The following is a 13621-nucleotide window of genomic DNA, read 5'->3' on the forward strand; positions in this document are numbered from 1 at the left end:
GGGCGCGGTTGCGCGGGGAGGCCGAGGCCCGGGTGCTGATCGCGGAAGGGCGGTACGCAGAGGCGCTGGCCGCGCTCGACGGGGTAAGGCACCTTCAGCCCGCCGTGGTCAACCCGGCATGGTGGGAAGGGGAGTTGCTGCGGATACGGGCGATGATCGGGCTGGGTGAGCGGGACCGGGCCGAGCGACTCGCGCGGGAGCAACTGCGGTCGGCCCGTGCGTGGGGCGCGGCCGGCACCGTGGGCCGGGTGCTTCGGCTGCTCGGCGAGGCGCGCGGACCCGAGGGCGGACCCGAACTCCAGGAGGCGATCGGCCTCCTGGCCGAAGGCCGGGCCCGTCTCGAACAAGCCCGGGCCCAGCAGTCCCTGCACGCTTTGACCTGCGGGGACTCCTCCAAGGAGGCCGTCGGACGCCGATTCCCCCCAAGGTGACCGGCGTCCGTTCGGCCATCGACGACGAGAATGCGTCGGCCGTCTTGCGATCGGCTTGCAAGCCGATCGCAAGACAAGTGGCCCACCATCCATGTCTCGGACGCGACAGGCGTTACACGAGAACGAACGGGGGGCCGGCCCGGAGACGGGCCGGGGGACGAAGGACATGGGCGACTCGACGCACAACGGGGACCGGTGGGCTGTCCCCGGCTACACGCAGGACAAGGAACTGGGCTCCGGGGCGAGCGGCCGGGTGGTCCTGGCCACGCACGATACGACCGGTACCCGGGTGGCGATCAAGTACCTCGCCGAACAGCTCCGTGACGACCCCGCCTTCCGCGAGGTCTTCCGTGCCGAGGCCCGGCTGCTGGGTGAGCTCCGCTCTCCCCACGTCGTCGAACTGTACGAGTACGTCGAGAGCCCGCGCGGCGCCGCCATCGTCATGGAGCTCGTGGACGGCGTACCCCTGCGCAAACTGCTGCTGGAGCACGGCGCCACGACTCCCGAGGCCGCGCTCGTCGTACTCAAGGGCTCACTGCTCGGCCTCGCGGCCGCCCACGCGGTGGGTGTCGTGCACCGTGACTACAAGCCGGACAACGTCCTGGTCGCCGCCGACGGTTCCTCCAAACTCGTGGACTTCGGCATCGCCGTGCCGAACGGGGTGGCCGCGGGCGCCTCGGGCACCCCCCTCTACATGGCGCCCGAACAGTGGACCGGCAGTGAGGCCAGGCCGGCGACCGACGTGTACGCGGCGACGGCGACCTTCTTCGAGTGCCTGACGGGCATGAAGCCCTATCCGGGCCGCACGCTGGCCGAACTGGCCGTCCAGCACATCGAGGCGCCGATCCCTGACGAGCTGGCTCCCGAGCCGGTGCGCCCGCTGATCCGCAGGGGCCTGGCCAAGACGCCCGAGGAGCGCCCCGAGAGCGCGGCAGCGTTCGTCGAGGAGCTCGAAGCCGTGGCCTCGGCCGCGTACGGCGAGGAGTGGGAGGAGCGCGGTCGGCGCGAACTCGCCGCGCTCGCCGCCCTGTTCTTCCTCCTCTTCCCGCTGGCGAACGGTACGGCCTCGGGTACGACGGCTCTGGCCACGACCACCCTCGGCCCGGGTGCCCGCCTGCTGCGCGCCCGAAGCGGGAAGATGCTGGCCGGGCTGACGGCGGGCGCCCTGCTGGTGATCGGCGGGGTCGCGGTGACGGCGGTCGCCACGGGCTCGGGCGGCGGGGACCACAGGACGAACGGCGCCGGCTCCGGTCCGGGGTCGGACGGCTCCGCCGCCGGAACCGGTCCGAGCGGGTCGGCCGACTCCCCGGACGGGACCCCCTCCGCGCCGGACGTCTCCTCCTCGCCCTCCGGCACCGAGTCGGCCTCCGCGCCGGGGTCCGAGGACGACGGCGCCTCGTCCGACGGGGACGAAACCTCCGGCGGGTCCGACGGCGCGGGCAGCGCGGGCAGCGGATCGCCGGGGTCAGGAGGGACGACGGACGGCGGTACGAGCACCACGGGCGGCAGCACCTCCGGCGGTGGCACTTCCACGACGAGCGGTGGCTCCTCCAGCGGCGGCGGGACGACCACGACGGGCGGCGGTTCCACGAGCGGCGGCGACACCGACGCACCGGCGCAACCCACCCTCGACGTGGCCTCCGTACGGATCAACTCGGTGGGCCCGACCGCTGCTGCCTGCACCATCGTGGCCTCCGTCACCGTGACCACCGACGGCGCCGCCGACGGCACGCTCTACCTCAGCTGGTACGTCAGCGACTCGCCGCGCGTCGTCGGGACCATCGTGGCCACCGACCCGGTCGCGCTGCCCGAGGGACAGACACAGGTCGCGGGCCGCTACACCCACTCCTTCGCCATTCCGACGCGCTCCGACTACGTCGGCGTCAGGGTCACCACCGACCCGGCCGCCGACTCGGGCAACGGTTCCTTCCAGGCCGTCTCGGCCCCCGTCGATTGCGATCCCCCCCGATGAGCACACCTTCCGACGACCCCAGACTGCGGTTCGCCCGCACCAACCCGGCGGTCCACACCGACGACCCCGATCTCACCGCCACCCTCCCGCCGGCGGACCCGGCTGCGACCCTTCACCTCCCGCCCTCCGAGACGCCCGGCGAGGAGACGCGTTCCGGAGGGGAGACGCGTTTCGGACCCGGGGTGCCCGGTGCGCCGGGCACGGCCGACAACCGTGCGACGGGCATCTGGCAGGGCACGCTCGCCCCGGACGGGCCGTCCGGGACGGCCCCCCGCCGCCGTGGACGGCCGTGGTGGCGCAAGCTGTGGTCCTTGCTGCTGCTGGTCGCCCTCGTCGTGGCCGTCGTGGTGGGCCTGCGCTCCTGCTCGGCGACCGAACCACTGCGGGTGCTGGACGCCACTGTCAGCGCGTCCGAAGTCGACCGCTGCGCGAAGACGGTCGTCGTCACCGGCGTCCTGGAGACCGACGGCCACCCCGGCACCGTCGACTACCGCTGGAAGCGCAGCGACGGCACGACCTCCGAGGTCCTCCACCAGCGGGTCGGCAGGAACGTCAAGCGTTCCGAGGTCGTCCTGCGCTGGAGCTTCGACGGCCACGGCACCATGAAGGCCACGGCCACGCTCGAAGTGCTGTCACCGGACGTGGTGACGGCCTCGGCCGACTTCACGTACCACTGCTCCTGACCGCGTCACGTACCGCTGCTCCTGACCGCGGAGGCCGGGGCCCCGCCAGCTCGTGGTCACGACCACTCGGCGGGGAAGGCAGGCCCCACGAGCCCCGCCGCCCCGCACTCCCGCGCGATGTGCCGTCCCCGGCTCAGGAAGGCCGCGGCCTCGTCCTCGGGGGCGTGCGCGGCGAGCGCGTACAGGGCGCGGGCGTACTCCAGGCGCGCCGGACCGGTCGCCAGCAGGGCGACCGCCTCGCGGAGCCCGGGTTCGCCCTCGGTCCCGCGCAGTTCGCAGACGATGCGCAGCACTCGCCCCAACGTGCTGGGTGCACCCCACCTGCGGGCGACCGTCAGCTGCTCCTCGGCCAGCACCAGCGCATCGGCCCGCTTGCCCGCACCCGCGAGCGCCCGCACCCGCAGCAGCGACCACGGCCACCACGCCGGGTTGGCCATGGCGGGCTGGAGGTGCCGTACGCCGTCGAGCGCGGCGAGCGCCTCCTCGTACCGTCCCTCCTCGATCAGCACCCGTGCCTCGCTCTCCCCGAGCAGTCGCTGACCCTCCGCGCCACGGACCCAGCCGCGCATCCGCTCCAGGCAGGCGCGTGCCCCGGCGGTGTCGCCCAGGTCCAGCAGGACGGCGGTCAGGAAGGTGCGGCCCTGCGGGGCGCCCGGCGCGAGGCCCCAGATCTCCGACAGCTCGACCGCGTTCTCCAGTGACCGTCGCGCAGCGTTCAGATCTCCGTGGTTCCACTGCGTGAAGCCCCGCCACAGATGGGTCGCGAGCACGGAGAACAGCGAGCCGCGTTCCTGGGCGCGGGCCAGTGCGGCGTCCAACAGCTCGCCGACCCCTTCGTCGGCGAGGTGCAGCACGATGACGGCGGTGTACCAGAGCATCTCCTCCCCGGCGGACTGGAGCACACCGTCGGCGACGGCGAAGCGGGCGAGTGCCACGACCCGGTCCCGGTCGCTCCCGTCCGACGCCGCCTCCCGGGCGAGGTTGGCGGCGAGCATCCGGGCGCCAGGGCCCTCGCCCTCGACGACCGGGTCCTCGACCGTGCGCCACAGCCGCTGGTCCAGGCCGTGCATGAACCCGCTGATGCGCTCCAGCGCCAGCAGTCCCTGCCGTTCGTCGCTCAGCTCGGCGGGCAGCTCCGCCGCCGCCCGGCGGGCGAACTCCGTCGCCTGGCCGTGGCCGCCGGCGAAGACCAGGATCCGGGCGAGCAACAGCGCCGCGGCCGCCTTCCTGCCAGGGTCGGCGAGGGTTCCGTACGCCAGACGCAGATGCTCCACGGCGGCGGGGCCGTTGCCGAGAGTCTCGGCCCGCCCGAGTTCGAGCAGCACCTCGGGACGGCGTTCGGGGGTCGGCGGTTCGTCGAGCGCGCGGGTGAGATACGTCGCCGCGGCCTCGGGAACGGCCCGGTCGGCGGCCTCCCGGGCCGCCGCGCAGAGCAGGTCCACCACACCCGGATCGCCCCGGTGCGGGGCGAGCAGCAACTGGGCCGCCGTACGCTCGGCCGGAGCATCGGCGGCGGACAGCGCGCTCGCCGCCCGCTCATGGCGCAACTGCAGCTCTCCAGGAGGCAGTTCGCGATAGACGGCCTCCCCGACTAGGGGGTGTACGAAGCCGTAGGGGTGGCCCTCGCGCAGGATCTCGGCCCGTACCAGCGGTGCGATCGCCCGAGCGGCCTCCGCCTCCGGCCGCTCCATGAGCGCCGCCACCTCCGAGAGCGTCGCCGCCCCGTCGCCGAGGACGGCGACAGCCTGGGCCGCGGCCTTCGCCTCCTCGGGCAGCCGGGCGAGCCGCCCCAGCACGAGTCCGGACACCGCCCGGGATCCGGTCTCCGCAATCGCCGCGCTCTGCGCGGCGCCGGGCCGTATCCCGCGCACGTGCAGCGCCCGCAGCAACTGCCGCAGCAGCAGTGGATTCCCGGCCGTGGCGCGATGGCAGGCGGCCGTGAACTCGTCGTGCGGTTCTTCGCCCAGCGTCTGCCGTACGAGATCGGCGACCCCGGTCTCCGTCAGTGGCGTGGGCCTGATCCGCACCACCGAGGGGCCCCTCGTCAGCGTCCCCGGCAACTCCCCGCCCTGTTGCGGCTCCCCGGTCCGCAGCGTCAGGGCGATGAGCACCGGGAGCCCTTCCAGACATCCCGCCAGATGCGCCAGGAACCGCACCGAGCCGCTGTCGCACCACTGCACGTCGTCCACGGCCAGCACCAGCGGCCCCTTGGCCGTCACCAGCCTCCGGGTCAACTGGTACAGCCCGTTCAGCACCGCGAAGGACTCCGGCGGCCGCCCCCGCACCGCACCGAACACCGCCCCCGCGGCGACGGCGGCGCCCGCGACGAGCGGCCCCCGGCCTCCGGGAGCGTTCGCGCCGTGCGGCTCCGTCCCCTCGTCGTCCACCACCCGTTCGAACAACTGCCGAACCGTCCCGAACCCGTAGTCCTTCTCCCGCTGGCTCCCCCTCGCGGTCAGGGTCAGGATTCCTTCCTCGGCCGCCAGCCCGGCCACCTCGCTCAGCAGGCGGCTCTTGCCGATGCCGGCCGGACCCTCGATGAGCACCACACGAGGCTTGCCGTCCAGGGCCGAGCGCAGACAGTGGCGGAGCTCGGCGAGTTGGGGGGCGCGGTCCACGAGCAAGTCGGTGCGCAGAGGGAGACGGGGCGCCTGTCCCGTCGGCGCCGCTCCGGGCGCGGCGGGCGTCCCCGCCGGCGCGGGGCCGATGTCCGCTGTCCGTCGGGCAGGAGCGTCGAGGGCCGGGGACTGGGTCAGGATCTCGGACTCCAGGGCACGCAGGGCCTGTCCCCCGGGGGTGCCGGGTCGAACGGGCAGGATCTGCCTCGCCCGGCGGAGCGCGTCGAGGGCGTCGGCTTGGCGGTGGGCGCGATAGAGGGCGAGGGCCAGGAGGCGCCAGCGTTCTTCCCGAAGAGGATCCTGGGAGACCAGGGATTCGAGTTCGGGGACGAGGACGGTGTCCTCACCCCGGGCGAGGCGGGCGGCGAGCAGTCGTTCGCACGCCAGTTCGCGGAGTCCGGCGAGGCGGGTCGCCTCCTGGCGGGCCCAGGGCTCGGCGGCGTACTCGGCGTAGGCGGGGCCGCCGCGCCACAGACCGAGTCCCGCCTCGAGGACGGACACGGCCTCGGACGGCCGGTCCTCGTCGGCGTGCGTGGTGGCGGACCGCAGGGCCTCCTCGAACCGCCACGCGTCCACCGCGTCGGCCGGCAACCGCAGCGCGTACCCCGCACCGTCGCTGACGATGACGCCGCCGCGCGTCCTCGCCTCCCGCTCCGGCTCCAGACTGCGCCGCAGATGAGAGACATGGGCCTGCAGCGAAGCGGCGGCGCGCGGCGGCGGAGTGCCGCCCCAGACCCCTTCGATCAATCGGTCCCGGGCGACGACCGAGCCCCGGGCGACGATCAGCAGGGCGAGTACCGCCCGCTGCCGTCGCCCGCCCAGCTCCAGCGGCTGTGCCCGGAAGGCGGCCCCTACCTCGCCGAGCACCGTCATACGCAGTTCGTGAAGTGACACGCAGCGCATCAAATCAGACCATCGGCTAGTCATGCAGGCATGTGGTGCAGTGAAGGGATTTGCGCTGAGGCATGAACACGGTCGGCTCAGGAGCATGGAGGGCTGCCAAGGCCCCTGTTCTTCGGGGGTGTTCGGGCGTCCCCCGGCAAGTGATCAGCCAAAGTCTCATCATCCGTCGGCCGTGGGTTCGAGCGACAGGACGAATTCGGGACGCAGGTCACGCGGCGGGGCGCAGCCCCCCGCCCGGACCGTCGTCCTCGACGCCGTTCTCGGCTCAAGGCCCCGCCTCCGGCGCCTCATCCTGCTTCTTGGCCTTGGAGGGCGCGGCCCGCCCCGGACGCTTCTTCTGGGCCCGAGGCGCGACTGAGCTCGTGGTTTCCGCCTCGGACGTCAGCAGTTGCGGCAGGACGGCTTACGCATCCGGCGCCGTGGCGCCTGCCGACCGGCCCGACCGGCCAACCCACATGTCTGTGAGGCGTACTCCAGCCGGGACAACCGCGCCCACCTGCGGCGGCGCGGGATCAAAGCCACCATCGCTCAGCCCGATGACCAGAGGCTCCACGGCAAGCGCCGGGGACGAGCCGGTGGCCGGCCCCGGCCTTCGACAAGGGGTCAGGGGCGCCACATCTCGAGCAGCTTGGTTACCCGGCCATTGGTCATGGTGAGCTCGAATGCCTTCTTGGTCGGCTCGAAGTGAGTCCTGTCGAGTGCGGAGAATCTCTCGGCCAGTTGCTCCATGCTCACCTGTTGGCCCTGAAGGGCGGCTGTGGGGTCTCCGATCATGTTGTTGATTTCGATGTCGGCGTCGGATGCGACCGGGAGGTCTACTGTCTTTTCCTCGACGTTGCGGATGTAGATGTCGTTGGGTACGAAATCGATGTCATGGCCGTCTTCCCTCGCGGCTTCCAGAGCTTCGGCGCCGGAGAGGTACTCGATCTCGTCGATGGTCAGTGTGCGTGTCTTCGGGTCTACGTTCTTGATGTACACCTTGTGCCCGCCGTCGGAGAGAGGAGCCGACGGCGGGGTGGAGATCGTCGATGTCGGTGTCACGGACGGGACGTCGATGTGCTTGGCATCCTGGGAGTCGGGGATGATCAGCTCATTGAGGGTTCTGGTGAGCTCCCGCGGTGTCGTGACGAACCGGGGTTCCGGGGCTTGTACCGCGGTGGCGAGCCGGGTGAGTGGCCGCTGTTGCTTCCGGGGGACCTTGTAGCCGACGAACCGCAACTCGAGCTGTACCCCGCTGTCCTGGGCCTTCCTGCCGATGGTCCGTTTGAGCGAGGCCTGGTCCGCCGTGCAGGCGTCCACGCCGTGCGAGGTCACGACGATGACGCGGTTGCGTTTGCTTCCGCGGAGCGGGTAGTAGCCGGAGAAGTCGTCGATTGCGGCGAGAACGCCGCTCTCCAGCGTTGGCTTCCCTGAAGGGTTCAGCGCGCCCACGGACGCGCTGATCTTCTGGGCCTGCCCTGTGCCCGCGCCGACGATCGACTCGGTGTTGTCCTTGTCGCCGCACGCGCCTCCGAACCGGCGCAAGGACAAGGAATCTCCGTCGGCGGAGTTCTGGGCTGCGGAGCCGACGGCATCTGCGATCTCAGCGAAGTCATTGCCGCTCTTGACCAGTGAGGTGTCGATGAGGAACGCGGTCCGGTGGTCCGGCGTGGCCCGGAGGACCAGGAAGCCCGCGACGCTGGTGAACAGGGCGGTGACGACGGACACGATCAGCAATACGCGTGGCCATCGCCGACGACGTTGGGCCGGGGCGGGGGTCATGTGGATTTCGTCAGCTTTCCGCGAAGGGTAGCCAGGAGCTTGTTCATGCCGTTTGCCTCGTCGTTGTAGTTTTCGGCGGCGTTTTGGAATGCCGTCCTGTGCGGATCGAGCGGCGACTCCGCCCGCGCGGCCTTGAGCAGCTCGGAGGCCGCATCAACGACCTGCTTCTGCTTCGCACGCAGCCGGACAGCTCTGTCGTGTACGTTCCGTGCGTCGGTGCTCTTGGCCCGGTCGGTCAGGTCGTCGAATTGCGGGTCGGTACCGTTGACCTCTTTCCGTGCCCGGCTCAGTGTGCTGTCGGCGACGTCGAGGCGTCCGTTCTCAATCGCCTGTACTGCCGTGTTCACCCGCGCGACCGTGTTGTTGAGGGTGTCGACGATTCCCTGGGCGCCCTTGAGAACGGGTTCCACGCTGGAGTACCAGTCGAGTGTCCTGTCGAGCTCTGCAGCGTCTTTCACGAACATGGGCCGGGGGGCCTTGGTCGCTGTGGCGATTCGGTCAAGTTCGCTGCGTTCTTCCTGGGGGACCTGGTAGCCGATGATCCGGAACTGCAGGGAGAGTTCGGCCGCAGCGACCCGGTCGCGGATCTCCCTCTCGACGAAGGCGATGTCGTCGTCGCACGCGTCCACGCCGTGGCGTGTCACGACGATGACCCGGTTGACTTGGCGGGCCTTGCGATCGAAGGGCTCGGAGAAGTCCTCGACGGCCTGAACGATCCCGCGCAGCAGGGTCGGCCTGCTGCCCGACCGGATGCGTGCGGCGGCTTGAGTGATCTTCTGCTGATTGCCGACGTCGAATCCGACCAACTGCTTCGTGTTGTCCGAAGCACCGCACTCGCCGCCGAAACTGCGCAGGGCGAGCGCGTCACGGTCACCTGAGTTCCTGACCGCCTTGCGCAGTGACGCCGTGATCGCGGCAAGCCCTCGGGGATCGGTTCCTTCCGCGGTGTCGATCAGGAACTGCGATCGGTAATTCGGTGCGAACTTGGGCGAGAGCCAGTTCAAGTAGAGCCATCCCCCACTCGCAACGAGGCAGGTGGCGATCAGCACCACCAATGACACCCACAGGGTTCGAGGCATCTCGAGCCTCGTGTCCCCGGTTCTGATGTCGCCGAAGCTGTCGCCGTGGATGGAGACGGACCGCTTGCCGGAGGACGGCCGATTGCGGGACCGAGACTTCATCGTGCCGATTCGTCGCTGGTGTCGCCGGTGGACACGGTGCCGTGGTTGTCCCCGCCGATGGCGACGGACCGCTCTGCAGATGCGGCAGCCGCGCCCCTGGGCGTTCCTGCCGCGGGCGGGGGCGAGGGAGCAGACAGCCTCGGTCCAGGTGGGCCGTGTGTGTCGCCGGTGGAGATGGTGCCGGTGTTTCTGCCGCGGATGGCGACCGAGCGTGTCCCAGAGGCCTGCGTGGTCCCCTCCTCGGCCGGCTCCGGGTTGGTGCGGGCGTCGCCATTGGCGAAGCCGTAGCTCCACATGGCCGCCAGTGCGGCCAGCGCCGCGCCTGCCCCGCACGCCACTGTCCACCGCACAGCCGGGTCCTTCATCACCGACAGCAGCAGCACTCCGCAGAGCCACGTGCCCACTGCGAAAGCGACGGCGGTCACGGCGACCGCCATTAGCCACCTGCCAATCCGGCTCAACGTCCACCCCCGAGTTCATGCGTGCGACCGTCACGTCAGCCCTTTGGCCTGATGGATTCAGAGGGCTGCTTCGATGTCGGCCGACAAAGACTCTCCCCCAACTTATGGGCTTGTTGAGGATGACGATCGCAAGTGAGTGTCGTATTTCATTCGATGAATGTCGGTGTACGTAGCTCGATCAGTATCTTTATGAAATCGACCGGCGTGAGGCGTGCATCCCGCCCTCGGTGAGGGCGTGGAGGCCATCCCCCACGGCTACGAGGTGCCCCACGCGATCGCCGCCGCACGCCTCGACGTAGGCCAGGGTCACGGCCGGCGAGGCGAGCCGGTCGCCCTTGGCGGCCTCGGCCAGCGTGCTTGCCGAGTAGTGCGCCCGCTGGGCCAGGGCGTGATAGCTCGGGCTGCCTGCCCTTTCCCGCAGCCGGCGCAGCTGCCAGGCAAGGCGCTGGACGGGGTCGGCTTCTGGATCCAGCGGCTTTTCCGTGATCCAGAAGGGCCGCGGTCATGCGTGGACGCCGGTTTTTGTCCGATGTTGTTTGTCCGATGCCGCCACCGCTGTCGGACAAGGCATCTCCGGCACCACGGTGGAACCGGTCACCTACCGATCACCGACTCCGGGCGATCACTCGAAGGGAAGTCGTTCATGCCGACGAATTCATCCAGACTCAGGCGCGCCGCAGCCGTCCTGGCCGCCAACATGGTCACGGCCTCACCTGCTGCCGCGAGCGGAACCTACAGCGGGCGCGCCTACGCCATGGGAGGTTCTGTGCGTAGGTCGCTCTCTCGCGTTCTGTCTGTGCTCATCCTTGCCGGCTCGGCCATACTCGTGCCTGCTCACTCCGCAGCAGCGACCGACTTCTGCGTCGAACCCTTGTGCGGTGATGTGGACAATCGCAGCGGTGGCCACCAGATCATGGTGGCAGGATGCTGGCCGAACAACGAGTCCTACATCTACAAGGACGCGCTCGGCTGTGATCGCACCGTCGAGGTGCCCAACGGCCGTGACGGTGACGAGTGGTACTGGGACATCGACGGTTTCCGCGCGTACAAGGGTTGCGTCACGTCCTGGAAGAAGAACGGCGTTACCCAAACCCCTGTCAATCGCAAGGGTGCGAGTGTGAGTGTGTGGATCAAGATCAGCAATGACGTGAACGTGGTCATCACCGGCATCACCTGCGGCTGACGAAGACCCGATCTTGAGGCCCCGCACACTGTTCTGGACGCTGACGTCCACTTTGTGGGCGGGGCCTCCGTCAGCCCTCCGGCGTTGTGGCGTCTGCTTGACGGCGACGGCTTCGTCAGCACCCCCGGCTTCGAGCACGGCGCGAACGCCAACACCACCTGCGCCTGGCGCAAGACCGCTGACAGCCGCCGACACACAGCCACAGCGCCTCAACGCCGCAGGCACCGGCGCACCGAGCGCATCCTCCACCGCCGTGATCTCCGCCTCGCCAGTGCCCCAACAGGCAGCGATGCCGCTGATGTCGGCGCATGCTCAGCCGGCCACGCCACGATCCGCTGCCATGCGGGAGCGATCGACCTGCTGGTTCTCAGACCGGGGGCCGGGCCCGCGCGATGTGCAGGCCTGATCCGGAGACGAACTGATGGGCGTACCGTGCGAACCAGACCAGCATCTCCGGGTTGGTGACCGCGCCCGCCGCGGCGACCTCGTTCGGTTGTGCGCCCTGGAGGATCCGTTTGACGGGGACCTCGAGCTTCTTTCCGGTGAGGGTCCGCGGGATGGCCGGGACGGCGACGATCATGTCCGGTACGTGGCGCGGGGACAGCGCGCGCCGGATTGCGGCCGTGATCCCGCTGCGCAGCACGTCGTCCAGTTCGACGCCGGGAGCCGGGACGACGAAGAGGGGCATGGTGTAACCGCCGTCGGGGAGTTCGGCCCCGACGACGAGGCTGTCGGTGATCTGGGGGAGCTGATCGACGACGGCGTAGATGTCGGCGGAGCCCATCCGTACGCCCATACGGTTGAGGGTGGAGTCGGATCGGCCGGACACGACGACGGTGAGGTCCGCGGAGACGGTCACCCAGTCCCCGTGCCGCCACACTCCGGGGTAGGTGTCGAAGTAGGCGGCCCGATAGCGGGAGCCGTCGGTGTCGTCGACGAAGTGCAGTGGCATCGACGGCAGCGGCGCGGTGACGACCAGTTCGCCCTGCTCGTCGATCAGGGGCGCGCCGTGGGGGTCCCAGGCGGCCAGTGCGACGCCGAGGGCGGGGCATTGGATACGGCCGGTCCGCACCGGGAGGAGGAGGGATCCGCCTGCCAGCGCGGAGCAGACATCCGTGCCACCGCACACCGACTGCAGCCAGACATCCGGTGCGAGGTGGTCGTAGACCCAGCGCCATGTGGACGGCGGCAGGCTGGAGCCCGTCTGCACGATTGACCGGATCGCGCCGAGACCGAGGTCCGAGCCCGGGCGGGCGCCGGCTTTCTCGCCCGCGATCAGGTAGCCCGCGCCGACGCCGACCATCGTGGCGCCGGTGCGTTGGGCCACCCGCCACGCGCCGTTGACATCGGGAAAGGTGGGGCTGCCGTCGTAGAGGACGATCGTGGCCCCGTGGAGGAGTCCCGCGACGAGGAAGTTCCACACCATCCAACTGGTGGAGGTGATGAAGAGATAGCGGTCGTCAGGACGCAGGTCGGCGCCGAGACCGAGGGCCTTGAGGAGTTCCACGACGATCCCACCGTGGCTCTGCACGATGCCCTTCGGGACGCCTGTGGTCCCCGACGACCACAGGATCCACAGGGGATGGTCGAACGGCACGTCGGCGAACTCCAGCCGGGCCTCCTCGGCGGCCGACGCGGTCCACTCGTGCTGGGCCACGTCACCGCGCCGCGACCATGGGCCCGGACCTGCCGGAAGCACGCGCCCGACGGTGACGAGGTTCCGGAGGGTGGGCAGGCCGTCGACGATGTCGGCGATCTCCTCGCGGCGGTCGTGCCGCTTGCCGCCGTGCCGGTAACCGTCCGCGGCGACCAGGACCGTCGGCCGCGCCTGCTGGAGCCGGGCCAGCACGCTGGGGGTGCCGAAATCCGGAGAACACACGGTCCAGACGGCGCCCACCGCCGCGGTGGCCAGCAGGGCGACGACGGCCTCGGGAATGTTCGGCAGATATCCCGCGACGCAGTCGCCGGGCCCGACGCCGAGATCGCGCAGGGTGGTGCTGAACGCGGCAACCTGGCGGCGCAGGTCGGCCCACGAGGTCTCGACGGGTGTGCCGTCCTCGGTGAGGCTGATCAGCGCCGGGTGGGTTGCCGGGGGATGCGCCGAGCGGTGTGCCGAGGGATGCGTGAGGCATCGCTCGGCGAAGTTGATCCGGGCTCCGGTGAACCACCGGGCCCCGGGCATGGCCGGGTCGGCCAGCACCTGGTCGTAGGTGGTGACCTCGTCGAGGCCGTAGTACTGCCAGACGGCGGACCAAAAGGCCGGCACGTCCTTCGTGCTCCAGCGCCACAAGGCGGCGTAGTCGGCGAACAGCAGGCCGCGCGTGTCGCCGAGCCATCGGACGAAGTCGGAGATGTTGGAGCGGGCGGCGGTTCCGGGATCCGGGCTCCACAGCACGTCGGGGGCGGGGTCCGTGTCAGGGGGCTGCAT

The 13621-nt window shown here is 70.5% G+C and carries 9 protein-coding genes and 1 pseudogene; 4 read left to right on the forward strand and 6 right to left on the reverse strand.

The features are described from left to right. The 3 genes and pseudogenes from FNH04_RS46725 to FNH04_RS28110 all read left to right on the forward strand — a co-directional run. Positions 1-431 (forward strand): annotated as a pseudogene (locus FNH04_RS46725) (BTAD domain-containing putative transcriptional regulator); the annotation flags it as partial. Positions 432-597: 166 nt separating this feature from the next. Next, positions 598-2403 (forward strand): serine/threonine-protein kinase, encoded by a 1806-nt coding sequence (locus tag FNH04_RS28105; RefSeq protein WP_152788589.1) that lies wholly within the window; start codon positions 598-600, stop codon positions 2401-2403. Further along, a complete protein-coding gene (locus FNH04_RS28110; RefSeq protein WP_152788590.1) occupies positions 2400-3086 on the forward strand; it encodes a hypothetical protein in 687 nt (228 codons plus the stop codon). Before FNH04_RS28105 ends, FNH04_RS28110 begins: the two co-directional genes overlap by 4 nt. Before the next feature lie 56 nt (positions 3087-3142). Here the strand turns inward: FNH04_RS28110 and FNH04_RS28115 are convergent, their stop codons facing one another. The 5 genes from FNH04_RS28115 to FNH04_RS28135 form a co-directional block, all read right to left on the reverse strand. Beyond that, positions 3143-6598 (reverse strand): BTAD domain-containing putative transcriptional regulator, encoded by a 3456-nt coding sequence (locus FNH04_RS28115; protein WP_322724057.1) that lies wholly within the window; start codon positions 6596-6598, stop codon positions 3143-3145. Positions 6599-7210: 612 nt separating this feature from the next. Further along, positions 7211-8314, reverse strand: a complete 1104-nt coding sequence (locus FNH04_RS46730) for a hypothetical protein (protein ID WP_194236841.1) — start codon at positions 8312-8314, stop codon at positions 7211-7213. A gap of 50 nt (positions 8315-8364) precedes the next feature. After that, positions 8365-9420: a VWA domain-containing protein gene (locus FNH04_RS28125; RefSeq protein ID WP_152788592.1), complete on the reverse strand. Its 1056-nt coding sequence runs from the start codon at positions 9418-9420 to the stop codon at positions 8365-8367. A 125-nt stretch (positions 9421-9545) separates the two neighbouring features. Then, positions 9546-9974, reverse strand: a complete 429-nt coding sequence (locus FNH04_RS28130) for a hypothetical protein (protein ID WP_152788593.1) — start codon at positions 9972-9974, stop codon at positions 9546-9548. 223 nt (positions 9975-10197) lie between these two features. Continuing rightward, entirely contained in the window at positions 10198-10497 is a 300-nt protein-coding gene (locus tag FNH04_RS28135; protein ID WP_322724058.1) for a helix-turn-helix domain-containing protein, read from the reverse strand. Positions 10498-10653: 156 nt separating this feature from the next. On the opposite strand from FNH04_RS28135, the gene FNH04_RS28140 reads away from it, so the two are divergent. After that, on the forward strand, positions 10654-11193 hold the full coding sequence (locus FNH04_RS28140) for a hypothetical protein (RefSeq protein WP_152788594.1): 540 nt from the start codon (positions 10654-10656) through the stop codon (positions 11191-11193). Between the two features lie 367 nt (positions 11194-11560). Here the strand turns inward: FNH04_RS28140 and FNH04_RS28145 are convergent, their stop codons facing one another. Beyond that, positions 11561-13621 (reverse strand): acetoacetate--CoA ligase, encoded by a 2061-nt coding sequence (locus tag FNH04_RS28145; RefSeq protein ID WP_152788595.1) that lies wholly within the window; start codon positions 13619-13621, stop codon positions 11561-11563.

It is taken from the genome of Streptomyces phyllanthi (genome assembly GCF_009377205.1).
GTDB classification, from domain to species: domain Bacteria; phylum Actinomycetota; class Actinomycetes; order Streptomycetales; family Streptomycetaceae; genus Streptomyces; species Streptomyces phyllanthi.

Bases quoted from the DNA above. Each gene is read 5' to 3' on its own strand.
- FNH04_RS28105 (WP_152788589.1), top strand. From the start codon at position 598: ATGGGCGACTCGACGCACAACGGGGACCGGTGGGCTGTCCCCGGCTAC.
- FNH04_RS28110 (WP_152788590.1), top strand. From the start codon at position 2,400: ATGAGCACACCTTCCGACGACCCCAGACTGCGGTTCGCCCGCACCAAC.
- FNH04_RS28145 (WP_152788595.1), bottom strand. From the start codon at position 13,621: ATGCAGCCCCCTGACACGGACCCCGCCCCCGACGTGCTGTGGAGCCCG.
- FNH04_RS28140 (WP_152788594.1), top strand. From the start codon at position 10,654: ATGCCGACGAATTCATCCAGACTCAGGCGCGCCGCAGCCGTCCTGGCC.